At 71.6% G+C, this 21,534-nt stretch carries 17 protein-coding genes; 7 read left to right on the top strand and 10 right to left on the bottom strand.

Annotation, left to right across the window (positions count from 1 at the left end):
- Positions 1 to 17: 17 nt before the first annotated feature.
- From IQ210_RS23285 to IQ210_RS23275, 3 genes are all read left to right on the top strand, one after another.
- A complete protein-coding gene (locus tag IQ210_RS23285; RefSeq protein ID WP_194081023.1) occupies positions 18 to 1,049 on the top strand; it encodes a P1 family peptidase in 1,032 nt (343 codons plus the stop codon).
- 242 nt (positions 1,050 to 1,291) lie between these two features.
- Positions 1,292 to 2,509: a L,D-transpeptidase gene (locus IQ210_RS23280; RefSeq protein WP_194081220.1), complete on the top strand. Its 1,218-nt coding sequence runs from the start codon at positions 1,292 to 1,294 to the stop codon at positions 2,507 to 2,509.
- A gap of 257 nt (positions 2,510 to 2,766) precedes the next feature.
- Positions 2,767 to 3,513 (top strand): DUF6227 family protein, encoded by a 747-nt coding sequence (locus IQ210_RS23275; RefSeq protein WP_194081022.1) that lies wholly within the window; start codon positions 2,767 to 2,769, stop codon positions 3,511 to 3,513.
- A gap of 46 nt (positions 3,514 to 3,559) precedes the next feature.
- Here the strand turns inward: IQ210_RS23275 and IQ210_RS23270 are convergent, their stop codons facing one another.
- The 5 genes from IQ210_RS23270 to IQ210_RS23250 all read right to left on the bottom strand — a co-directional run bounded on the left by IQ210_RS23270 (position 3,560) and on the right by IQ210_RS23250 (position 10,123).
- Positions 3,560 to 3,811 (bottom strand): hypothetical protein, encoded by a 252-nt coding sequence (locus IQ210_RS23270; RefSeq protein WP_194081021.1) that lies wholly within the window; start codon positions 3,809 to 3,811, stop codon positions 3,560 to 3,562.
- 179 nt (positions 3,812 to 3,990) lie between these two features.
- Positions 3,991 to 6,201, bottom strand: a complete 2,211-nt coding sequence (locus IQ210_RS23265; RefSeq protein WP_194081020.1) for a PTS fructose transporter subunit IIABC — start codon at positions 6,199 to 6,201, stop codon at positions 3,991 to 3,993.
- 433 nt (positions 6,202 to 6,634) lie between these two features.
- Positions 6,635 to 7,582, bottom strand: coding sequence for a 1-phosphofructokinase (gene pfkB, locus IQ210_RS23260; protein ID WP_194081019.1), 948 nt, complete (start codon positions 7,580 to 7,582; stop codon positions 6,635 to 6,637).
- Entirely contained in the window at positions 7,579 to 8,340 is a 762-nt protein-coding gene (locus IQ210_RS23255; protein WP_194081018.1) for a DeoR/GlpR family DNA-binding transcription regulator, read from the bottom strand. The genes pfkB and IQ210_RS23255 overlap by 4 nt, the downstream gene beginning before the upstream one ends.
- A 253-nt stretch (positions 8,341 to 8,593) precedes the next feature.
- Positions 8,594 to 10,123, bottom strand: coding sequence for an MFS transporter (locus IQ210_RS23250; RefSeq protein WP_194081017.1), 1,530 nt, complete (start codon positions 10,121 to 10,123; stop codon positions 8,594 to 8,596).
- A gap of 62 nt (positions 10,124 to 10,185) precedes the next feature.
- Between IQ210_RS23250 and IQ210_RS23245 the strand changes: the two genes are divergently transcribed.
- Positions 10,186 to 11,151: a helix-turn-helix transcriptional regulator gene (locus tag IQ210_RS23245; protein WP_194081016.1), complete on the top strand. Its 966-nt coding sequence runs from the start codon at positions 10,186 to 10,188 to the stop codon at positions 11,149 to 11,151.
- 201 nt (positions 11,152 to 11,352) lie between these two features.
- On the opposite strand, the gene IQ210_RS23240 is transcribed toward IQ210_RS23245, so the two are convergent.
- The 3 genes from IQ210_RS23240 to IQ210_RS23230 form a co-directional block, all read right to left on the bottom strand.
- On the bottom strand, positions 11,353 to 11,973 hold the full coding sequence (locus tag IQ210_RS23240) for a TetR/AcrR family transcriptional regulator (RefSeq protein WP_194081015.1): 621 nt from the start codon (positions 11,971 to 11,973) through the stop codon (positions 11,353 to 11,355).
- 509 nt (positions 11,974 to 12,482) lie between these two features.
- The gene (locus tag IQ210_RS23235) at positions 12,483 to 13,481 is read right to left on the bottom strand and encodes a sigma-70 family RNA polymerase sigma factor (protein ID WP_194081014.1); all 999 of its coding nucleotides are present in this window, start codon (positions 13,479 to 13,481) and stop codon (positions 12,483 to 12,485) included.
- Positions 13,482 to 13,946: 465 nt separating this feature from the next.
- Positions 13,947 to 14,762 (bottom strand): dioxygenase family protein, encoded by an 816-nt coding sequence (locus IQ210_RS23230; RefSeq protein ID WP_407699716.1) that lies wholly within the window; start codon positions 14,760 to 14,762, stop codon positions 13,947 to 13,949.
- A gap of 133 nt (positions 14,763 to 14,895) precedes the next feature.
- Between IQ210_RS23230 and IQ210_RS23225 the strand changes: the two genes are divergently transcribed.
- Positions 14,896 to 15,387 (top strand): MarR family winged helix-turn-helix transcriptional regulator, encoded by a 492-nt coding sequence (locus tag IQ210_RS23225; protein ID WP_194081013.1) that lies wholly within the window; start codon positions 14,896 to 14,898, stop codon positions 15,385 to 15,387.
- A gap of 94 nt (positions 15,388 to 15,481) precedes the next feature.
- Here the strand turns inward: IQ210_RS23225 and IQ210_RS23220 are convergent, their stop codons facing one another.
- A complete protein-coding gene (locus tag IQ210_RS23220) occupies positions 15,482 to 17,023 on the bottom strand; it encodes an MFS transporter (protein WP_194081012.1) in 1,542 nt (513 codons plus the stop codon).
- 122 nt (positions 17,024 to 17,145) lie between these two features.
- The gene (locus IQ210_RS23215) at positions 17,146 to 17,787 is read right to left on the bottom strand and encodes a TetR/AcrR family transcriptional regulator (RefSeq protein WP_194081011.1); all 642 of its coding nucleotides are present in this window, start codon (positions 17,785 to 17,787) and stop codon (positions 17,146 to 17,148) included.
- Between the two features lie 268 nt (positions 17,788 to 18,055).
- Here IQ210_RS23215 and IQ210_RS23210 point away from each other — a divergent pair, with 268 nt between their 5' ends.
- Positions 18,056 to 19,336, top strand: a complete 1,281-nt coding sequence (locus tag IQ210_RS23210) for a M6 family metalloprotease domain-containing protein (protein WP_194081010.1) — start codon at positions 18,056 to 18,058, stop codon at positions 19,334 to 19,336.
- Positions 19,337 to 19,570: 234 nt separating this feature from the next.
- Positions 19,571 to 21,262 carry an IclR family transcriptional regulator domain-containing protein gene (locus tag IQ210_RS23205; protein ID WP_194081009.1) on the top strand — a complete coding sequence of 564 codons (1,692 nt, stop codon included), beginning with the start codon at positions 19,571 to 19,573 and terminating at the stop codon, positions 21,260 to 21,262.
- The last annotated feature ends 272 nt before the right edge of the window (positions 21,263 to 21,534 follow it).

Genomic DNA, 21,534 nt, shown 5'->3' with positions numbered 1-21,534 from the left:
TGGACGAGACTGGTGGCATGACAGTTGACGCTCTGACAGACGTCGCCGGTGTGCGCGTGGGACACGCGACGCGCACCGGCGACGGTTGGCTGACCGGCACCACCGTGGTGCTCGCCCCGGAGGGCGGCGCCGTCGCCGCCGTGGATGTGCGCGGGGGCGGGCCCGGCACCAAGGAGACCGACGCCCTTGACCCGCGCAACGTCGTGCAGAAGGTCGATGCGATCGTCCTGACGGGCGGCAGCGCGTACGGGCTCGACGCGGCGACCGGCGTGATGGCGTGGCTGGAGGGGCAGGGGCGCGGGGTGCGAGTCGGGGTGGATCCGGCGCACGTCGTCCCCGTCGTACCGGCCGCCTGCGTCTTCGATCTCGGGCGGGGTGGTGACTTCCGGGCGAGGCCGGATGCGGCGCTGGGGCGGGCGGCGGTGGAGGCGGCCGCGGCGAGCGCGCCCGGGGCGCGCGTACGGGAAGGGGGCGTGGGCGCGGGTACGGGCGCCGCTGTCGGGCCGATGAAGGGTGGGATCGGCAGCGCGAGCGTCGTGCTCGGGTCGGGGATCACGGTCGCCGCGCTGGTGGTGGCGAACGCGGCGGGGTCCGTGACGGATCCGGAAACGGGCGTTCTGTACGGGGAGTTGTTCGAGGGGCGCGTGAACTACCCGGAGGCGCACGTCCACGAGGCCGCGCGCCGGCGCCTTGCCGAGACCGCGGCGAAGCACGCGCCTCCCCCGCTGAACACCACCCTCGCGGTCGTCGCCACCGACGCGGACCTGTCGAAGGCGCAGGCGCAGAAGCTCGCAGGCACGGCACACGACGGCATCGCGCGCGCCGTGCGGCCGGTCCACCTCCTGAACGACGGCGACACCGTGTTCAGTCTGGCGACGGGGCAGCGCGCGCTCGACGCCGAGCACCCCCTGGCGCTGAACGAACTCCTCGCGGCGAGCGCCGACATGGTGACGCGTGCGATCGTGCGCGCCGTGCGTGCGGCCGAGTCGGTGAACGGGCCGGGTGGGGAGTGGTTGTCGTACGGGGAGTTGTACGGGGGGCGGCGGTGACGGGGCGCCCAAGCCGCAGGGGGTGAGGGGGCCGCGCGGGAGCGGGGGCGCGAAAACGGGTGATGAGGGGGCACGGGCGCGCACCCTCCTGCCTCGGGGTGGCTCATTTCGTGTGGGGATTGTCCCGGTTGTGTCACGTGATGGCGTTCACCACGGTCGCAGGGAACCCGACCGGCCATGGATGCGCTCTTTCTCCACGGACTGGAGCGGATCACGCACATCACATGAACCGGGAGCAGCTCGTGACAACGCCGGACATAGCAACGCGGCGCGCACTGGGGGCCTGTGCCGTCCTGGCGGTCGGCGCCCTCACCCTGACCGCCTGTGGCGGCGGCGCCGACGGCAAGAACGACGGCAAGGGCGCCGGGGACTCCCCGAAGACGTCGGCGGCCAAGATCGTCATCTCGGCGAAGGACGGTTCGACGGGCGCGTCGATCAACACCACGGGGGTGAAGGTCAGCGGGGGTGCGCTGACCGGCGTGAAGATGAAGGTGGCGGGGACGGGGCAGGACGTGCCGGGCACGCTCGCCGCGGGCGGGGGGAGTTGGACGCCGAAGGAGCAGTTGGAGCGGGGCACGAAGTACGAGATATCGGCGACCGCGAAGGACGCCGACGGTCGTGCCGCCTCCGCGGACTCGACGTTCACCACGGTCAGCAAGGCGAACAGCTTCGTCGGGACGTACACGCCGGACGGCGGTACGACGGTGGGGGTCGGGATGCCGGTGTCGTTCAGCTTCGACAAGGCGATCAGCGACAAGAAGGCCGTGCAGTCGCACATCACGGTCTCCTCCAGCAGTGGGCAGCAGGTGGTCGGGCACTGGTTCGGGTCGCAGCGGCTCGACTTCCGGCCGCAGGAGTACTGGAAGGCCGGCTCCAAGGTCACGATGAAGATCGACCTGGACGGCGTGAAGGGCGCGAACGGCGTCGTCGGGGTGCAGAAGAAGACCGTCACCTTCACGATCGGGCGGTCGCAGGTCTCCACGGTCGACGTGAACACGCAGACCATGACGGTCGTGCGTGACGGCAAGACCCTCAAGTCGGTGCCCATCTCGGCGGGCAGCGCGGAGTTCACCACGTACAACGGGCAGATGGTGATCTCGGAGAAGTTCCCGAAGCTGCGGATGGACAGCCGGACGGTCGGGCTCGACAACGCCTACGACATCCCGGACGTCCCGCACGCGATGCGTCTGACGCAGTCGGGGACGTTCATCCACGGCAACTACTGGTACAACAAGGCCAATCCGCCCTTCGGCCAGACCGGCACCAGCCACGGGTGCGTGGGGTTGCAGGACGTGCAGGGCGGCTCGGGGGCGACGAACGCCAAGTGGTTCTACGACAACTCCATCCTCGGCGACGTCGTGATCGTCAAGAACTCCCCCGACAAGACGGTGGCGCCGGACAACGGGCTCAACGGCTGGAACCTGTCGTGGGGCGAGTGGACCGCGGGAAGCGCCGCGTGAGTTCGTGCGCGGGTGCGGTGTGAGCGCCGGCGAGGCGTACGGGCGCCCCTCGGGCGCCCAAGCGCCCTGCGGCTGCGACAGGGCGCCAAGTAGCTTCTGACCGGCGGGTTTTGACGGATCTTCGGGCCGCGTGGGAACTTCTCACGCGGCCCGGGCGTTTTCTGTGCGCACGTTTTCTCGGTTCCCGGACATGATGTCCGACCGAGGGGCTACGGTATGCACCCACAAGGTGACATGCAGCAACGCCGGGAGAAACCTTGAGCGTTCCGTACGAGACGGCAGCGTACGAGCCACGCGAGTCGCCCGAGTCTCCGGAGGAGCACCTCGCGCGGCTCCTCGGCCGCGCGCTGAACTCCTTCGAGCTGCCCGACGAGGTGATACAGCGCCTCGACTGCGCGCTGGCGCACGACAGCTCGCTGCACTCCGCGCACCACAGCGCTGGGCTGCACCGCGAGACGTACCGCCACGCCTGGCTGCTCGCCGACGGTTCCGCGCTCACGCTCTGGGAGCTCGTCCACAACACCGCGCCGGGCAGCGACCCGCAGCACGAGGTGTACGTCGACGAGGAGGAGCTGCGCGCGGCCACGGCCCGGCTGCCGTTGCCCGCGGACACCCCCGACTTCGAGCTCCCGGTGACGGTGCAGCTGTCGCCGATCCCCGTGCCCCGGCACGCGTACGTGCCCGACGACTCCGCGGACCACGCGCGCCGGCTCCTGCGCCGCGCGGAGAACCCGGACCGGCCGGGCGCGGAGACGGCGGCGCTGCTGGCGAACGCGTTCGCGCACCAGATCACGCAGGCGTTCGGGCGGCCGTGCCGCGCGGGGCGTATCGGGCTGTGCTTCTCGCTCTACGAGCACGCGTTCCTGCTGCGCGACGGCGAGGAGATCTCCCTGTGGGAGGTCGAGCACACGGCCACGCCCGACGGGCGGCACATGTGCGAGGTGTACGTCTCCGAGGACGCCGCCCGGGACGCGATGGAGCGGCGGGCAGCGCGCGTCTCGTGACGCGCGCCGGCGTGCCGAGCGGGTGAACGCTGGGGCCGCTCGGGTGTCAGCGGCCGTCGCTGAGCTGTCGTACCAGGCCCGCGAAGGCGTCCCGCTCCGCCGGGGTCAGCTGGACGGACTCCAGGTCGGGGCCGGTCTGCCGCTGGTACGGAAGGCCTCGGAGGGTGTGGGCGGACCCCCACAGGGCGGCCTCGCGGCCGCGGCGCAGGACTCGGGTCAGGCCGATCGCCCAGACGACGGTCGCCAGGGCGAGGACGGCCATGCCCGTCAGCTGGAAGATCGAGACGTGCTCAGGCATGCGCCCCAGTAGACACCACAGTCCGGGACTTTGGTCCCGGACCGTGACGTATCTCGCAGGTGCCGTGAACAACTCACAGCGACCGAAAGGGACATGCGCGTGGTCTCGAACGGCTGCGGTCGGCCGCAGCCCCGTCCCGCCAGGGCTGCGGCCGACCGCCGTCGGCGCCGGTGCCTCCGTTACGCCGCCACCGGCTGCTTCTGCTCGGCCGCCGGAGCGGACGCGGGGTCGTCGGAGGCGGGGGCCGCGCCTTCCGGGGCCGTCTTGCGCAGGCCCTTGAGGAGGATCACCAGGCCCGCCGTGACTGCTGTACCGACCGCGATGGCCAGCAGGTAGAGGAACGGCTTGCCGATGAGGAAGGTGACCCAGATGCCGCCGTGCGGGGCGCGCAGGGTGGAGCCGAAGGCCATGGTCAGCGCGCCGGTGACCGCGCCGCCCGCCATGGAGGCGGGGATGACGCGCAGCGGGTCGGCCGCGGCGAACGGGATGGCGCCCTCGGAGATGAAGGAGGCGCCGAGGACCCAGGCCGCCTTGCCGTTCTCGCGCTCGGCCGGGGTGAACAGCTTCTTGCGGACGGTGGTGGCGAGGGCCATACCCAGCGGGGGCACCATGCCGGCGGCCATCACGGCGGCCATGACCTTCATGGCGGAGTCGCTCGGGTCCTGTACGGCGATGCCGGCGGTGGCGAAGGCGTAGGCGACCTTGTTGACCGGGCCGCCCAGGTCGAAGCACATCATCAGGCCGAGGAGGATGCCGAGCAGGATGGCGTTGGTGCCGGAGAGGCCGTTGAGCCAGTCCGTCATCGCCTTCTGGGCCTCGGCGATCGGCTTGCCGATCACGATGAACATCAGGAAGCCGACGACGATCGACGAGATCAGCGGGATCACCACCACCGGCATGATACCGCGCAGCACCGGTGGGATCTTGACCTTCTGGATGGCGAGGACGACACCACCGGCAAGCAGACCGGCGACCAGACCGCCGAGGAAGCCGGCGGCGATGTTGACGGAGATCATGCCGCCGACGAAGCCGGGCACGAGGCCGGGGCGGTCCGCCATGCCGTAGGCGATGTAGCCGGCGAGGACAGGGATCAGGAAGCCGAAGGCGACGCCGCCGATCTGAAAGAGCAGGGCGCCCCAGCTGTCGACCTGGCCCCAGTCGAAGTGCTCCATGACCGGCTTGGCCTCGTTGATCTGGTAGCCGCCGATCGCGAAGCCGAGGGCGATCAGCAGACCGCCCGCCGCGACGAACGGGACCATGTAGCTCACGCCGGTCATCAGCCACTTGCGGAGCTTGGTGCCGTAGCCGTCGCCGGCGTCGCCCGCGCGCTCGACCGGCGTGGAGCCGGTCCCGGGGGCGCCCGTGACCTCGCCGCGCGCCGCCTTCCCGCGCACCTCGGTGATGAGCTCGGCGGGGCGGTTGATGCCCGCCTTCACGCCGACGTCGACGGTCGGCTTGCCGGCGAAGCGGTCCTTGTCGCGTACGGGGACGTCGTGGGCGAAGATCACGCCGTCCGCCGCCTCGATGACGGCCGGGTCGAGCCGGGTGAAGCCGGCCGAGCCCTGCGTCTCGACGACGAGTTCGACGCCCGCCTCGCGGCCCGCGTTCTCCAGGGACTCGGCCGCCATGTAGGTGTGGGCGATGCCGGTCGGGCAGGAGGTGACGGCGACGATACGGAAGGGGCGCGCAGCGGCGGCGTCCGCCCCCATCGCGTCCGTGGCGCCCGGCGCCGGAGCGGTCGTGCCGCCCGGCGCCGGGGCCGCGGTTCCCGTGGCGGTGTCGGCGGAGGCCGCCCCCGACACCGCCACGGAGTTCGAAGAGGCGCTCGCGGGGGCGCCCGCGGCGACCTTCGCGCCCTCGGCGGCGCTGCTCGCACCCGCCGAGGCACCCGCCGAGGCGCCCGCGGAAGCGCCAGCCGTGTCAGCCACGCCGGACGCGTCCGCCCCCGGCGCGTCCCCGCGAATGAGCGCCGCCGCGGCCGCCGCGTCGCCGACCGCGCGCAGCGCGTCGGTGAACTCCGTGTTCATCAGCTGCCGCGCCAGCGACGACAGGATCGTCAGGTGGGCGTCGTCGGCGCCGGCCGGCGCGGCGATGAGGAAGATCAGGTCGGCGGGGCCGTCCGCCGCGCCGAAGTCGATCCCGGCGGCGCTGCGTCCGAAGGCGAGCGTCGGCTCGGTGACGTGGGCGCTGCGGCAGTGCGGGATGCCGATGCCGCCGTCGAGGCCGGTGGGCATCTGGGCCTCGCGGGCGGCCACGTCGGCGAGGAAGCCGTCCAGGTCGGTCACCCGGCCCAGGGCCACCATGCGCTCGGCGAGGGCGCGCGCCGCCGCTTCTTTGGTTTCGGCGGACAGGTCGAGATCGACCAGGTCCGCGGTGATCATGTCGCTCATCGCGGGCTCCTTCGCACGCGTATCGCCCGGGGAGTGGAGTGGGCGGGGGCGGGGACAGAGGTGGGGACGGGGGTGCGGTGGGGGGTCATGGGGGTGAGCTCGGGGGTGAAATCGAGGGTGAGCTCGGGGGTGGTGGGGGCGAGGCCGGGGAAGCCTCGCCCCCAGCGGGCGGCAGGGCGGCTCAGGTGGCCCTGCCTCCCGCAGGCCGCGACGAGCAACGGGGAGCCTCGCCGCTTCATGGCCGGTCCACTGGGGAGTGCCGGGGGCGTGGACGACGCCGAGTGAGCCGAGCCGGGCGCCGTCACCGCCGTAGAAGCAGAGGCGGAGCCGCGAACCGCCGGCGCCTTCGCTTCCGGCGCCCTCACTGCCGCAGAAGCAGCGACGGAGCCTCGCGCCCCCGGCGCCCTCACCGTCGTAGGAGCGAAGCCGTTCGTCATGACACCGGCTCCTTGAGTACGCGGTCCGTCGGTACCTCCGCCGTCACCGTCACCGCGGCCGGGTCCAGGTCGGACGGGGTCGGCATGACGCTGCCGGGGAGTTGTACGGCGGCGGCGCCGTGGGCGACCGCCGAGGCGAGGGCCTCCGGGCCGCTGCCGCCCGCGATCAGGAATCCGGCCAGGGACGAGTCTCCGGCGCCGACATTGCTGCGGACGGCGTCCACCTTCGCGCTGCCGAACCACGTGCCCGAGCCGTCCACGAGCAGCTGCCCGTCAGCACCCAGGCTCGCGAGCACGGCGCGTGCGCCCATCTCGCGCAACTCCTCGGCCGCCTTCACCGCGTCGCCCACCGTGGACAGGGGGCGCCCGACGGCTTCCGCGAGCTCCTCGGCGTTCGGCTTCACCACGTCGGGGCGTTCGCGCAGCGCCTCCAGGAGCGCACGCCCCGAGGTGTCCAGCGCGATCCGCGCGCCCCCGGCGTGCGCCCGCGCGACCACATCGGCGTACCACGACGGCGCGAGCCCCCGCGGCAGGCTCCCGCAGCACGCGATCCAGTCCGCGTCCCGCGACTGCGCCCGCACCGTCTCCAGGAGCAGCTCCTGCTCCTCCGCCGACAGTTCGGGGCCCGGCGCGTTGATCTTCGTGAGTACGCCGTCGGACTCGGCCAGCGCGATGTTGGAGCGGGTGGCGCCCGCAACCGGGACCGGCGCGACCTCGATGCCCTGCGCGTCGAGCAGATCCGCCACGAGCGCCCCCGGCGCACCACCCAGGGGCAGGACCGCGACCGTGCGCCGGCCCGCGGCCGCCACGGCGCGCGAGACGTTCACGCCCTTGCCGCCCGGGTCCATGCGTTCGCCGGTGGCGCGGATGACCTCGCCGCGCTCCAGGGAAGGGACCTCGTAGGTGCGGTCCAGGGACGGGTTCGGGGTGACGGTGAGGATCATGCGCGCACTACTTCCGTGCCGCCGCGCTCGATGGCGGTGGCGTCTTCGGGGCTCAGCCCGCTGTCGGTGATCAGCAGGTCCACGTCGCTCAGGTCGCCGAAGCGGGCGAAGTGCTCCTGGCCGTGCTTGGAGGAGTCGGCGAGCAGCACGACCCGGCGGGCGGCGGCGATCGCCGCGCGCTTCACCGCGGCCTCGGCGAGGTCGGGGGTGGTCAGGCCATGGTCGGCGGAGAAGCCGTTGGCTGCCACAAAGAGGACATCTGCCCGGATCTCGCCGTACGCGCGGAGCGCCCAGGCGTCGACGGCGGCGCGCGTGCGGTGTCGTACGCGCCCCCCGACGAGGTGGAGCTGGATGCCGGGGTGGTCCGCGAGGCGGGCCGCGATCGGCAGGCTGTGCGTGACGACGGTGAGCGCGGCCTCCAGCGGGATGGCGCCGGCCAGGCGGGCGACCGTGGTGCCGGCGTCGAGGATCAGGGTGCCCTCGGTCGGCAGTTCGGCGACGGCCGCCTTGGCGATGTGGTCCTTCTCGTCGGCCGCCGTCGACTCGCGCTCGGCGAGGTCCGGCTCGAAGTCGAGGCGCCCGGCCGGAATCGCACCGCCGTGCACCCGGCGCAGCAGGCCGGCGCGGTCGAGGGCCTTGAGGTCCCGGCGGATCGTCTCCGCGGTGACCTGGAACTCCTCGGCCAGCGACACCACGTCCACTCGCCCGCCGTCACGCGCGAGCCGGAGGATCTCCTGCTGCCGCTCCGGTGCGTACATGTCCGCTCGCCTCCGACTCGATGTCCGGCCGTTTCCGACCGGTGCCCGAACTTGTGGTTTCGCCTGGAGGCTACGCCCGGATTTCCGGAAAGTAAACAGGTTCGGGCCTCATTCGGGCATGAACGGACTTCCGGCCTGGTGAAGGCGTACGAAGGACCCGCAGCAGACATGCGGAAGGCCCGGCGCACCCAAGGCGCCGGGCCTTTCTCCACCTTCTCGGGTCAGAGGGTCAGAGGGGTAGAGGGTCAGAGGGTCAGACGAGCTCCGGCTGCTTCTCGCCCGTGCTCGCCGGCTCCTCCCCCGCCCCCTCCAGATGCTGCGCCCCCCGCTTGGGCAGCGCGAACATCAGCAGGAAGATCAGGGCCATGATCGCGGCGACCCAGCCGAGGGCGTGCTGGAAGGCGTCCACGAAGACCGGGCCCACCTGCTCGCGGCGCAGCACGTCCGGGATCTCGTTGAAGAAGACGACCGAGACCAGGCCGAGCCCGAGCGCGTTGCCCATCTGCTGCACGGTGTTGATGAGGCCGGACGCCGAGCCCGCGTGCTCGCGCGGTACGCCCGAGAGCACCATGTCCGTCAGCGGGGCGAAGATCAGGCCCATGCCGAGGCCCATCACGATCAGCGGGAGGGCCATCTGCCAGGGGGCGATGGCGGTGCCGTACCGGCCGGCCTCCCAGAGGTAGAGCAGGACGCCCGCGGCCATGGTCAGCGCGCCGGACTGCAGGACCGTACGGCCTCCCACGCGCGGGACCAGCTTCTGCACCGACAGGCCCGCCGCCGTGGAGACGGCGATCGAGAACGGCACCCCGGTCAGGCCCGCCTTGAGCGGCCGCCAGCCCAGTCCGACCTGCATGTACAGCGTCCACACCAGGAAGAAGATGCCGAGACCGATACCGAAGACGGTCTGGACGGCGACGCCCGCCGCGAAGCTCTTCACGCGGAACAGGGAGAGCTCGATGAGCGGGGAGCCGTCGCGGGCCGTCTTGCGCTTCTCGTACGTCACCAGCGCGGCGAGGACGACGAGCGCGCCGGCCATCGACACGTACCCCCACAGCGGCCAGCCCAGCTCACGGCCGCGGGTCAGCGGGTAGAGCAGCATGAGCAGGCCCAGGGTCACGAGGGCGACGCCGACCAGGTCGAGCTTCAGGGCGCGCGGCGCCTTGGACTCGGTGATGTACCGGCTGCCGAGGATCAGGCCCGCGATCCCGACCGGGAGGTTGATGAGGAAGATCGGGCGCCACTCCAGGCCGAAGAGGTTCCACTCCGTCAGCAGCGCGCCGAGCAGCGGGCCGGACACCGCGCCCAGACCGACGATCGCGCCGAACAGGCCGAAGACCTTGCCGCGCTCCTCCGCCGGGAACGTCGCGTGCACGATCGACAGCACCTGCGGCACCATCAGCGCCGCCATGCCGCCCTGCAGGAACCGGGAGGCGACCAGCATCTCCGGGTTCGCGGCGAGGCCGCACAGCGCGGAGGCGAGGGTGAAGCCGCCGATGCCGATGAGGAACAGCCGCTTGCGGCCGTGGATGTCTCCGAGGCGTCCGCCGGTGATCAGACCGGCGGCGAAGGCGAGGGCGTAGCCGGCCGTTATCCACTGGATCTGGCTGACGCTCGCGCCCGCCTCGGCCTGGATGGACGGGATGGCGATGTTGACGATCGTGACGTCGACGAGGTCCATGAAGGCCGCGGTCATCACGATCGCGAGGGCGAACCAGCGACGCCGGTCGGGCGTGGACGCGGAAGGCGGAGAGAGCGGTGAAACCACGGTTTCGGTGGAGGTCATGTGCTCAAGCTACGACCGCATTAGGTCAGATCGTGTCCTAGATCTACGGCATCCTCGAACTCATGACGACGGATACTCCGGCCCGGCTTCTCCAGCTCCTCTCCCTCCTCCAGACCCCGCGGGAATGGCCCGGCGGCGAGCTCGCCGACCGGCTCGGGGTGTCCCGCCGTACCGTGCGGCGGGACATCGACCGGCTGCGGGAGCTGGGCTATCCCGTGCAGGCCAGCAAGGGGTCCGACGGCGGGTACCGGCTCGTCGCGGGCAAGGCGATGCCGCCGCTCGTCCTCGACGACGAGGAGGCGGTCGCCATCGCGGTCGGGCTGCGGGCGGGCGCCGGGCACGCGGTCGAGGGGGTCGACGAGGCGTCGGTGCGGGCGCTGGCCAAGCTGGAGCAGGTGCTGCCGTCCCGGCTGCGGCACCGGGTCTCCACGCTCCAGGCCGCGACGACTGCGCTGACCAGCGGGGACGGGGCGAGCATCGCGCCCGAGACGCTGACGGTCATGGCGTCGACCGTCGCGGGGCACGAGCGGCTGCGGTTCGGTTACCGCACGAAGGACGGGACCGGGTCGCGGCGGGTCGTGGAGCCGTATCGGCTGGTCTCCACCGGGCGGCGGTGGTACCTCGTCGCGTACGACCTCGATCGCGAGGACTGGCGTACGTTCCGGGTCGACCGGGTGAGCGAGCCGTTCGCGACGGGGGCGCGGTTCGCTCCGCGGGAGTTGCCGACGGGGAGTGCGGCGGAGTATCTGCGGCAGTCGATGTACCGGCGGCAGGAGACGTACGAGTTCGCCGTCACGTTCGCTGCTTCGGCGGAGGTGGTCGGGGCGCGGGTGCCGGGGTGGGTGGGGGTGCCGGAGGCGGTGGCTGAGGGGCGTTGCCGGTTGCGGGGGGAGTCGGGGGACGCGGTGGAGTGGCTGGCGATCCGGCTTGCGATGACGGGCGTTGACTTCACTGTGGAATCGCCGGAGGAACTGGTGGAGTGCGTACGGGGGTTGGGGGAGCGGTTGGTTCGGGCTGCGGGTGGGTGAGGTGTACGACGGCGGGTGCTGGTGCGGGTTGCCAGGTGCCCGGGGTGGGGGCTGGGCGGGGGCGGGTTTTCGCTCGCCCGCGCTGGCGGGGTGCCGCTGCGCCCACCCGTGCCGCCCCAGCGGCACGACTGCCCGCAGCTACGCATGGAGGCGGTGCGGCTGCACGCCCAGCCGCGTGGCGACACAGGTGCCCGACCGCTGCTACGCCCCCTCCCACGGAAACCCCTCCAACACCCCCAGATTCCGCAACGCCAACCCCGCCGGGCCCCCCGGTCCGCTCGTCCTCGCGTCGTCGGCCACCCATGCCTCCACCGCCGTCCGCACCGCCGCGCTCGCCACCGCCGCGGCGAAGCGCAGCTCGGCGGTGACGACGGGAGCGGCAACGTTGTCGGCACCGTCAGGACCCCGCCCCACCCGCTCCCCTCGCACCCGCTCCCCCAGCACCTCCCCCAACACCCGCTCCGAATCCCGGCACACCTCCGCCCACACCTTCCCCAGCGCCGGGCTGGAGTCCGCCAGGCGGATCAGCGTGCGGACCCATTCCCAGGACGCGGCGGAGACCCCGACGCCCGGTGTCAGCGTGTGCCGTACCGCGTGTTCCAGGGCCTCCGGCACGGACAGTTCCGCCGGTGCCTCCCGTACCGCTTCCGCCCAGCGCTGGGCGCCTGCCGCGTAGAGCGGGGCGACGGCCTCCTCCTTCGTCGCGAAGTAGCGGTAGAAGGTGCGCGGCGCGATGCCCGCGGCCTGGGCGATGTCCTCGGCGCGTGTGGCACGCAGCCCGCGGCTGACGAAGAGCCCCGCCGCCGCCCTGGCGATGTCCATCCGCGTCTCGGCTTTTCGCCGCTCGGTCAGCGAGCCCGGAGCGGGACGAGAGGCGGAACGGGAGGTGGAACGGGAAGTGGAACGCGGTGCTGGGGTGGGGCTGCTCACATCGGCAGGCTATGCCCATGTGACACAATCTGCCATCCGGCGGGCCACCCCGGGGTTCAGGTACGGGGTGACCCGCCGTCCAGCATGCCCTGCCGTCGGCCGGCCTGCGCTCCCGGGGTTCCGCGAACCCCGTGGGCGAACAAAGGCAGAGCCGGACCCCAGCGCCCGGGGGGAGGGCGCCGGAGTCCGGCTCTCGGGAGAGTCCCGGCGCCGGGGGGAGTGCGTCGGGACTTGGCTCTTGAAGCGACTTGGCTCTTGAAGCGCGGACGCTTGGCCGAAGCTTGTTTCACATGTTCGAACTCATGGGCCCTGAAAGGTTGTTCCCAGGCCCCCGCCCGTTGAAGCGGCCCAACTCCGCCATGTTCGCGCCGCCTTGCGGCACCCGGCGTACGCGGGGAGCCTTACGCGGCCGCGTCGAAGCCGGTGTCGCGGGCCAGCTTCTTCAGTTCCAGCAGGGCGTGCTTCTCGATCTGGCGGATGCGCTCGCGCGTCAGGCCGTGCTCCTTGCCGACCTCGGTGAGCGTGCGCTCCCGGCCGTCCTCGATGCCGTACCGCATCTTGATGATGGACGCCGTGCGCTGGTCGAGGCGGCCGATCAGGCCGTCCAGTTCCTCGCTGCGCAGCAGCGTCAGGACGGACTGCTCGGGCGACACCGCGGAGGTGTCCTCCAGAAGGTCGCCGAACTGGGTGTCGCCGTCGTCGTCGATCGACATGTTCAGCGAGACCGGGTCGCGGGCCCAGTCCAGGACGTCCGTCACGCGCTCGGGCGTGGAGCCCAGCTCCTGCGCGATCTCGGCGGGCTCCGGGTCGCGGCCGTTCTCCCGGTTGAACTCGCGCTGGACACGGCGGATGCGGCCGAGTTCCTCGACGAGGTGGACGGGGAGCCGGATCGTGCGCGACTGGTCGGCTATCGAGCGGGTGATCGCCTGCCGGATCCACCAGGTCGCGTACGTCGAGAACTTGAAGCCCTTGCGGTAGTCGAACTTCTCCACCGCGCGCACCAGGCCCGCGTTGCCCTCCTGGATCAGGTCGAGCAGGGGGAGGCCGCTGCGGGGGTAGCGGCGGGCCACCGCGACCACCAGGCGGAGGTTGGACCGGATGAAGATGTCCTTGGCCCGCTCGGCCTCGGCGACCAGCGCCTCGAGCTCCTCACGGGTGGCGTCCGCCTTGGACTCCTCGTACCCGTCGAGGACCTGCCGCGCGAACACACCCGCTTCGATCATCTGGGACAGCTCGACTTCCTTGGCGGCGTCGAGCAGCGGCGTGCGCGCGATCTCGTCGAGATACATGCCGACCAGGTCGCGGTCGGCGATCTCGCCGGCGTGGGCGCGAACGCTGCGTGCCTTGTCGACGGCCTCGCCGGAGGCGGACTGACGACGGGCGACGGCACGGGTTGCCATGCGTGTGCTCCCTTGCGATGTGGGCTGGCGGGTGGTCCTTGGAGGCCTGGTCCCGATGCGGTCCGACACTGTCCGGTCCGGACTCTCCTCGGGTGCCCTGCTTCCGATGGAAACAACGACTGGAATCAGGACAGAATTCCCAACCCGTCCCCCTATTTTTCTGATCATGCAGTATCCTGCGCGGCCACACGGTCCGCGGCGGTGCCGACCGGCTCGGCAGAGGTGCAGGTCAGGCCGTGAGTCGAGACCGGTCCCGGGCTCCTCATGAACCCCTCCCCCCTCCGCGTCCGCGAGACGCCCGTCACATCCGGCCGCGCTCGCGCTCCCCCGCGAAGGCCGCCGTCGCCGGCCGCCCTCTGCCCCAGAAGACGGCCGACGCCCCTTGATGGTTGCCAGGTCAGCGGACTCCCAGGGAATTCACAGCGACACCACATCCAGCCCTTACGCCGGGGCAGGGCACCCGTCTCAGCCGAACTGCACCGACCGCTTGGCCATCCCCATCCAGAACCCGTCGATCACCGACCTCTGCGCGTCCAGCTCTCCGGAGACCTCGGCGGCACCCATCGTCACGAAGAGGGGTGCGAAGTGCTCGGTGCGCGGGTGGGCGTAGCGGCCGGCCGGGGCCTTGTGGAGGAAGTCGAGCAGGCCGTCCCAGTCGCGCGCCTCCAGGGCCCGCCGGCCCCAGTCGTCGAACTCGGAGGACCAGGTCGGCACTCCCCCGCCGGTGTGGCGGAGGGCTGCGAGGTTGTGGGTGAAGAAGCCGGAGCCGACGATCAGGACGCCCTCGTCGCGCAGCGGCGCGAGCTTGCGGCCGATCTCCATGAGCTTGACGGGGTCGAGGGTCGGCATGGAGATCTGCAGGACCGGGATGTCGGCCTCGGGGAACATCTCGACGAGCGGGACGTAGGCACCGTGGTCGAGGCCGCGGTCGGGGATGTCCTGGACGGGGGTGCCGGGGGCGCGCAGCAGCTTGCGCACGGACTCGGCGAGCGCGGGCGCGCCGGGGGCGGCGTACCGGACCTGGTAGTAGTGCTCGGGGAAGCCCCAGAAGTCGTAGACGAGGGGGATGGTCTCGACGGCGCCGAGGGCGAGCGGGGCCTCTTCCCAGTGGGCGGAGACCATGAGGATCGCTTTGGGGCGCGGGAGGTCGGCGGACCAGGCGGCGAGTTCGCCGGGCCAGATCGGGTCGTCGGCGAGCGGTGGAGCGCCGTGGCTGAGGTAGAGCGCGGGCATACGCTCCCTGGTCGCGTGCCGAGTTGCGTCCTGGGTTGCGGCCGACATGGCGCTGCTCCCTCCGAAAGGTGTTATATGAACACAGTTTTTCGAGCGTTACTTGAAGTCTAAAACTTCCGACCCTGTGAACATACCTCCAACTTGTTTAACTTTCAAAGAGCCTTCTCGTACAGTGGAAGACATGGCCGAAGAACCCGTCTGGCTCACCGCCGAGGAACAGCGCGTCTGGCGCTCCTACATGCACGCCACCACTCTTCTGGAGGACCACCTCGACCGCCAGTTGCAGCGGGACGCGGGCATGCCGCACATCTACTACGGGCTGCTCGTCGGCCTCGCCGAGGCGCCGCAGCGCCGACTGCGGATGACCGAGCTGGCGATGAAGGCGAAGATCACCCGTTCCCGGCTCTCGCACGCCATCGCGCGGCTGGAGAAGAACGGCTGGGTGCGCCGCGAGGACTGCCCCTCCGACAAGCGCGGCCAGTTCGCGATCCTCACCGACGACGGGTACGAGGTGCTGTGCCGCACCGCCCCCGGCCACGTGGGCGCCGTACGCCAGGCGCTGTTCGAGCGGCTCACCCCGGAACAGCAGAAGTCCCTCGGCGAGATCATGGAGATCGTCGCCGAGGGACTTCAGCCCAACGAAGCGGGTGCGGACCTGCCCTGGCTCCGCTGAGCCAGGGCAGGTCCTCAGATGTCGTACGTGCGGAGCGTCCCCATCCCCGTACGTACGACGAGCACGAAGGGGTATGACCGGACGGTCGTCGTCGTCAGTGGGCGACGACCGGGACCGGCACCTCGTCCTCGGCGCCCTCCGCGGAACCGGCCACGGCACTCGTGTCCGGGCGGCCGGCGTTGACCAGGGTCACCACGATGACCGCGGCGAGGACCAGCATGCCGACGGCGAACCAGATCGCGTTGGTGTAGCCGTGCACCTGACCCTCGAGCGCCACCAGCTGCTGCTGCGACTTGGAGGTCGCGGAGCCGATGTGGTCCTTGATGTACGCGGTCGTCGCGGACGCGGCGATCGTGTTCAGCAGGGCCGTACCGATCGCGCCGCCCACCTGCTGCGAGGTGTTGACCATCGCGGAGGCGACACCGGCGTCCCGGGGCTCGACGCCGAGCGTGGCCAGGGACATGGCCGGCATGAACGCCGTACCCATGCCGAGACCGAGCAGCAGCATCGCGGGCAGGATCGTCGAGGCGTACGACGAGCCGATCTCCAGCTGCGTCATCAGCAGCATGCCGACCGCGGCGACCAGGAAGCCCGGGCCCATCAGCATGCGGGCCGGCAGCCGGGTCATCAGACGGGTGCCGATCTGGGTCGAGCCGACCATCATGCCGACGATCATCGGCATGAACGCGAAGCCGGTCTTGATCGGCGAGAAGCCCTTCACGACCTGGAGGTAGTAGGTCAGGAACAGGAAGGTGCCGAACATCGCGATGATCGCGATACCGAGCGAGAGGTAGATGCCGCCGCGGTTGCGGTCGGTCACCACGCGCAGCGGCAGCAGCGGGGCCTTGACCTTGGCCTCGGTGATGACGAAGGCGATCAGCAGGACCGCGGAGGCGACGAACATGCCCACGGTCACGGAATCGCCCCAGCCGTTGGACTCGGCGCGGGTGAAGCCGTAGACCAGCGCGACCAGACCCAGGGTGGAGAGCAGGACGCCGGGGATGTCGAGCGGGTTGCGGTTGCGGCCGCCCTCGGGCTCACGGATGACGAAGTACGCGCCGAGCGCGGCGACGATCGCGAACGGGATGTTCACGAAGAAGGTCCAGCGCCAGTCCATGTACTCGGTCAGCACACCGCCGAGGATGAAGCCGACGGCACCGCCACCACCGGCGATGGCGCCGTAGATGCCGAACGCCTTGGCGCGCTCCTTGGCGTCCGTGAACATCACGGCGAGCAGCGAGAGCGCGGCGGGCGCGAGCAGCGCGCCGAAGACACCCTGGAGGGCGCGGGCGCCGAACATCATGGCCTCGTTGGTGGCCGCGCCACCGAGCGCGGAGGCGCCGGCGAAGCCGATCAGGCCGACGACGAAGGCGTTCTTGCGGCCCCACAGGTCGGCGATCCGGCCGCCGAAGAGAAGGAGGCCACCGAAGGCGAGGGCGTAGGCCGTGACGACCCACTGCCGGTTGCCGTCGGAGATGCCGAGGTCCACCTGGGCGGACGGCAGGGCGATGTTCACGATGGTGGCGTCGAGGACGACCATCAGCTGGGCGAGCGCGATGAAGACGAGCGCCTTCCAGCGGTTGGCGTCACCGGACGTGGCCGGTGCGCCGGGAGCCTTGGAGGCTGTTTCGGACATGAGGGTACCCACTTCGGGACTTCGTGACGGAAAAAAGGAGTGGTGAGGGGACGGCCCGTCGTCGGTGACGGCCGGTGAGACTCGCTGCGTTATGGACTGCGGTGGCGATCTGAACTAATCGGTCAGGCTCGGCGGAGGTCCTCCATGTTCAGGGCCGTGCCCGGCAGGGTGGAGCGGGCCGGGGCCCGCAATCCGTCGAGAAACAGCTGGAGCGTGCGGTGCAGGAAACGGTCGGCGACGCCGCAGCCGGTGCCGGCCGGGGGCCGGGACAGCTGGGAGACGGCGACCATCACGTCACCGACGCTCACATCGGCACGGAGCTGACCGGCCGTCCTGGCCCGGTCCATGAGCTCCTCGACGAGTTGCTCGATCCGTTCCCGTGACGCCACCAGGTCGGGGTGGTGCTGGTCGAAGGTGCTCTGCACCATCGGGCACAGGGCGGCGATCCGCTCGTCAGCGGACGCGTGCACGAAGCGTTCCAGTGCCTCGAAGGCGTCCCCGGTCGCGGCGAGCGCGACTTCGGCCGCCTCGGACGTCCGGTCCATGACGGAGCAGACGACCTCGCGGACGAGCGCGTCGCGGTCGGGGAAGTTCCGGTACACCGTGGCGTTGCCGACACCGGCGCGGCGGGCGATCTCGTCGAGCGGCACATCGGGGCCGAACTCGGTGAACATCTCCCGGGCGGCGGTGACGATCCGCTCCCGGTTGCGCAGGGCGTCGGCGCGGGGCCGGGTCACCTTCTTCTGCACAGTGGTCGCGGTCACGGCGTACTCCTCGGAGTGGGGGGTGCTTCGGCTGACTCGGCGATCCGGGGACCTGCTCCCCGTTTCGCGTGAACACCCTTCTAAACGGGGAGACGCTCCCCGGTTATTTCGGGTTGAGGAGAAGATTTGATGTGACCTGAGTCACACCTTCTCGTCCGAGAAACCCACGTTCGGCCTCTCCAGCGCGCGCCCCCGCACCCCTCGACACAGGGTGATCGAAAGGGTGCAGTCCGTGGACCTGCGGCTGCCTGGACGGAGAGGGCCGTGCATGCAGCAGACCAGCCGTCGGATACGCCCGCGCCGCGTCGCCGCCCTCGTGTCCGTGACCGCGCTGACCCTCGTGGTCAGCACCTCGGCCGGCACGAGCCACCGTACGGCGGCCCCCGCACCCGCGGGCGCCGGACCGATCGCACTGGCCCGCACCTCCGCGCACGGCCCCTGTCTGATCCGCGGCGGCGCCGCGATCCAGATGTCCGAGGGCGTCCCCACCACCGGCGGCTACTCCCGCTCCACCGGCACCGTCCGCGCCCTCACCCTGATGATCGACTTCTCCGACGCGCCGGGCCGCGGCCCCGCCCTCGACCGCTTCCGCGAGTTCTTCCCGCAGACCCAGGAATGGTTCCGCACCAGCTCCTACGGCCGCCTCGACTACCGCCCCGAGACACCGATCCCGACCTGGCTGCGGATGCCGAAGCCCTTCGCGTCGTACGGCATAGAGCGCGGCGCGCCCTTCGACCCCGGCTACCGGGACCTCGTCCAGGACATCGTGGCCGCGGCCGATCCGCGGGTGGACTTCCGGTCGTACGACTTCCTGAACGTGCTGGTCACCCCGAACGCCGGGCCCTCCGCGCTGGACACGGTGCTGTCGGTGACCTTCGCCGGGAACCCGGACGCGCCGGTCGCCGACGGGGTGCCGGTCGCCAACGCGTCCTTCGTCTACTCCCGCCAGGACGACGGCTCCGGCTCCTTCGCGCAGACCGGCTACCGGGTGCTGCCCCACGAGAACGGCCATGTCTTCGGCCTGCCCGACCTCTACACGGCGGACGGCGGCGGCGCGGTCGGGCACTGGGACATCATGAGCGAGGACTGGGGCGCCAACAACGACCTCCTCGGCTGGCACAAGTGGAAGCTGGGCTGGCTGGACGCCTCGCAGGTCACCTGTGTGACGACGCCGGGGACGACCGAGTACACGCTCACCCCCATGGCCCGCACCGGCGGCTCCAAACTGCTCTTCGTCCCGGTCAGCGGCCGCACCGGGTACGCCGTGGAGCTGCGCACCCGCGAGGGCAACGACGAGACGGTGTGCCGGCCGGGGGCGCTGATCTACAGGGTGGACGCGGACGTCGACACCGGGATGGGCCCGGTCAAGGTGTACGACTCCCGGCGCGACAGCGGCGGCTGCACCCGCAGCCCCAACGTCCACGCGGAACTCTCGGACGCCCCCTTCGCCCCGGGCCAGGTCTTCCAGGACCGGAAGCGGCACGTCCGGATCGAGGTGGCGGGGGTGGACCTGTCGGGGGACTACCGGGTGCGGGTCACCCGGGGGTGAGGGAGCGGGGTCTTCGGCGGGTGCGGTCACGCGGGGGTGAGTGAGCGGGGCCTTCGGCGGGTGAGGTCACGCGGGGGTGAGTGAGCGGGGCCCTCTTGCGGGGGCGGGTCAAGCGGGGCTGAGGCTCCGGGCCGGACGGGTACGGCTCGGACGGGTACGGCTCGGACGGGTACGGCTCGGACGGCGTCCGCCGGATTACCGTAGGGCTCCCGTGACTGCCGTACCGGAGAGCCGATGCCCGCGAAGACGACCCCGACCATGGATGACGCCGTGGATGTGAGGGACCCTGCCGTCGTGCCGGCGGAGGCGGTCGCGCCGCTGATCCGTGGCGTCGCCGTGCTGCGGGAGCTGACCGAGGCGGGCGGCACGCTGAGCCCGAGCGCGCTGGAGCGGGCGACCGGCCTCGCGCGCTCCACGGTCGACCGCATCACCGCCACCCTCGCGCGCATGGGATACGTCCGTCTCGACGGCCGGGACGTGGTCCTCACCCCCCGGCTGATGGAACTGGGCAACGCCTATCTGGCCGCCCTGCGGCTGCCCGCGCTGCTGGACGCGCGCGCCGACGAACTGGCCGACGAGCTCGACGAGTCGGTGTCCCTGGCGGTCGCCGACCGCGACGGCATCCGCTTCATCCACCAGGCCACCCGGCGCCGCGCGATGTCCCTCAGCTTCCGCATCGGCGACCTGCTCCCGGCCGAACGCACCGCGCCCGGCGCCCTGTTCGCGACGGAGTGGACGGACGCCGACCGGCGGGCGTGGCGGGCGCGCCGGGCGGCGGACCCTCAGGACCGGGGCTTTCCCGCCGTACCGCCCCGCGAACACCCCTGGCCGGACGAGGAGTTCGAGCGCCGGGCGGCGCAAGCGGCCGTGGATGGCTGGGCGTTGGACGACCAGCTGATCGAACCGGGCCTGGTGGCGGTCGCGGTGCCGGTGCGCGATCCGCACACCGGGCGGATCGCGTGCGCGGCGAGCGTCGTCAGCCACACCAGCCGGCACACCGCGGCCGGTCTGCGCGAGACGCTGCTGCCGCGGCTGCGGGTGGCGGTGGCGGACATGGAGCGGGAGCTGCGGCAGACGCCCGCGCCGGAGCCGGGGTCCGGCCCTTCGGGCCTGGCGATCTGGACCGGGGCCTCCAAGCAGGAGCTCGGCCGGGGGTTCGTGGAGTCCCTGGCCCGCGGATTGACCGTGCTGACGGCGTTCGGCGAGGGCCGGGCCGCCCTGACCCTGACGGAGGTCGCGAAGGCGACGGGCCTGGCCCGGGCGACAGCTCGCCGCGCCCTGATCACCTACGAGCACCTGGGACTCGTCACCGCGACCGCGCACCGCACCTTCACCCTCACCCCCCGGGTGCTGTCCCTGGGCTTCCCGGCGCTCGCCCGGACCTCACTGGCCGAGATCGCGACCCCGCACCTGGCGGACCTCTCCTCCCGCATCCACGAGTCGGCGTCCCTGGCGGTGCTCACCCCGGCCGGCGACGAGATCCAGTACACCGCCCGCGTCGCCACCAACCGTGTGATGAGCGTGAACCTCACCGTCGGCACCCGGCTCCCGGCCTACGCGACCTCCATGGGCCGGGTCCTGCTGGCCGACCTCCCGCGGACCCGCCGCTCCCTGGGCGAACTGCGCCCGCTGACCCCGCGCACCCTCACCGACCCCGCGGCCCTCGACCGGCTCCTGGCCGAGGTCCACGCCCAGGGGTACGCCCTGGTCGACGAGGAACTGGAGGCGGGCCTGCGCTCGATCGCGGTGCCGGTCCGCGACCACCGGGGCCGGGTGGTGGCGGCCCTGAACACCGCCATGCACACCACCCGCCGTACCCCCGCGGAGTGCGTGAGCGACCTGCTGCCCGAACTCCGGGCCACCGCGACGGCGATCGAGCAGGACTTCCACACGGCGGACCGCTTCACCCGCGTCCCCACGGCCTGACCTGCGAGAAGAGGAACCTTCCCATCCCCCTTCCCTTATCCGCTAGGCTGGTCGCGGATCTCACCGAGATCCATGTCGCGTCCTCGCCTTCGTGGGGCTTGTAGAAAACTCCGTCGCCGCAGGTCAGCGGTTGGCCAGGAGATCACTCCGGAACGCAGACCCGCCGATTCGGAAACGCTCAGCTGATCGCTGCAGGTCAGGGCCTGTCCTCAGTTCGCGCCGGTGGTCTGCCCAGCAGCAGTAGCCAGACGCCGCAGCAGGCAGGCTCCGCT

It is taken from the genome of Streptomyces justiciae, from assembly GCF_015163075.1.
GTDB classification, from domain to species: Bacteria; Actinomycetota; Actinomycetes; order Streptomycetales; family Streptomycetaceae; genus Streptomyces; species Streptomyces justiciae.
Note: the sequence above shows the minus strand (reverse complement) of the source record. Positions and strands in the feature narration are given on the sequence as shown.

Excerpts from the sequence above, each read along its gene's own strand:
- IQ210_RS23255 (WP_194081018.1), bottom strand. The coding sequence starts at position 8,340 with ATGTACGCACCGGAGCGGCAGCAGGAGATCCTCCGGCTCGCGCGTGAC.
- IQ210_RS23265 (WP_194081020.1), bottom strand. The coding sequence starts at position 6,201 with ATGAGCGACATGATCACCGCGGACCTGGTCGATCTCGACCTGTCCGCC.
- IQ210_RS23245 (WP_194081016.1), top strand. The coding sequence starts at position 10,186 with ATGACGACGGATACTCCGGCCCGGCTTCTCCAGCTCCTCTCCCTCCTC.
- IQ210_RS23240 (WP_194081015.1), bottom strand. The coding sequence starts at position 11,973 with ATGGACATCGCCAGGGCGGCGGCGGGGCTCTTCGTCAGCCGCGGGCTG.
- IQ210_RS23285 (WP_194081023.1), top strand. The coding sequence starts at position 18 with ATGACAGTTGACGCTCTGACAGACGTCGCCGGTGTGCGCGTGGGACAC.
- IQ210_RS23210 (WP_194081010.1), top strand. The coding sequence starts at position 18,056 with ATGCAGCAGACCAGCCGTCGGATACGCCCGCGCCGCGTCGCCGCCCTC.
- IQ210_RS23205 (WP_194081009.1), top strand. The coding sequence starts at position 19,571 with ATGCCCGCGAAGACGACCCCGACCATGGATGACGCCGTGGATGTGAGG.
- IQ210_RS23270 (WP_194081021.1), bottom strand. The coding sequence starts at position 3,811 with ATGCCTGAGCACGTCTCGATCTTCCAGCTGACGGGCATGGCCGTCCTC.
- IQ210_RS23225 (WP_194081013.1), top strand. The coding sequence starts at position 14,896 with ATGGCCGAAGAACCCGTCTGGCTCACCGCCGAGGAACAGCGCGTCTGG.
- IQ210_RS23250 (WP_194081017.1), bottom strand. The coding sequence starts at position 10,123 with ATGACCTCCACCGAAACCGTGGTTTCACCGCTCTCTCCGCCTTCCGCG.
- IQ210_RS23230 (WP_407699716.1), bottom strand. The coding sequence starts at position 14,762 with ATGTCGGCCGCAACCCAGGACGCAACTCGGCACGCGACCAGGGAGCGT.
- pfkB (WP_194081019.1), bottom strand. The coding sequence starts at position 7,582 with ATGATCCTCACCGTCACCCCGAACCCGTCCCTGGACCGCACCTACGAG.
- IQ210_RS23220 (WP_194081012.1), bottom strand. The coding sequence starts at position 17,023 with ATGTCCGAAACAGCCTCCAAGGCTCCCGGCGCACCGGCCACGTCCGGT.
- IQ210_RS23235 (WP_194081014.1), bottom strand. The coding sequence starts at position 13,481 with ATGGCAACCCGTGCCGTCGCCCGTCGTCAGTCCGCCTCCGGCGAGGCC.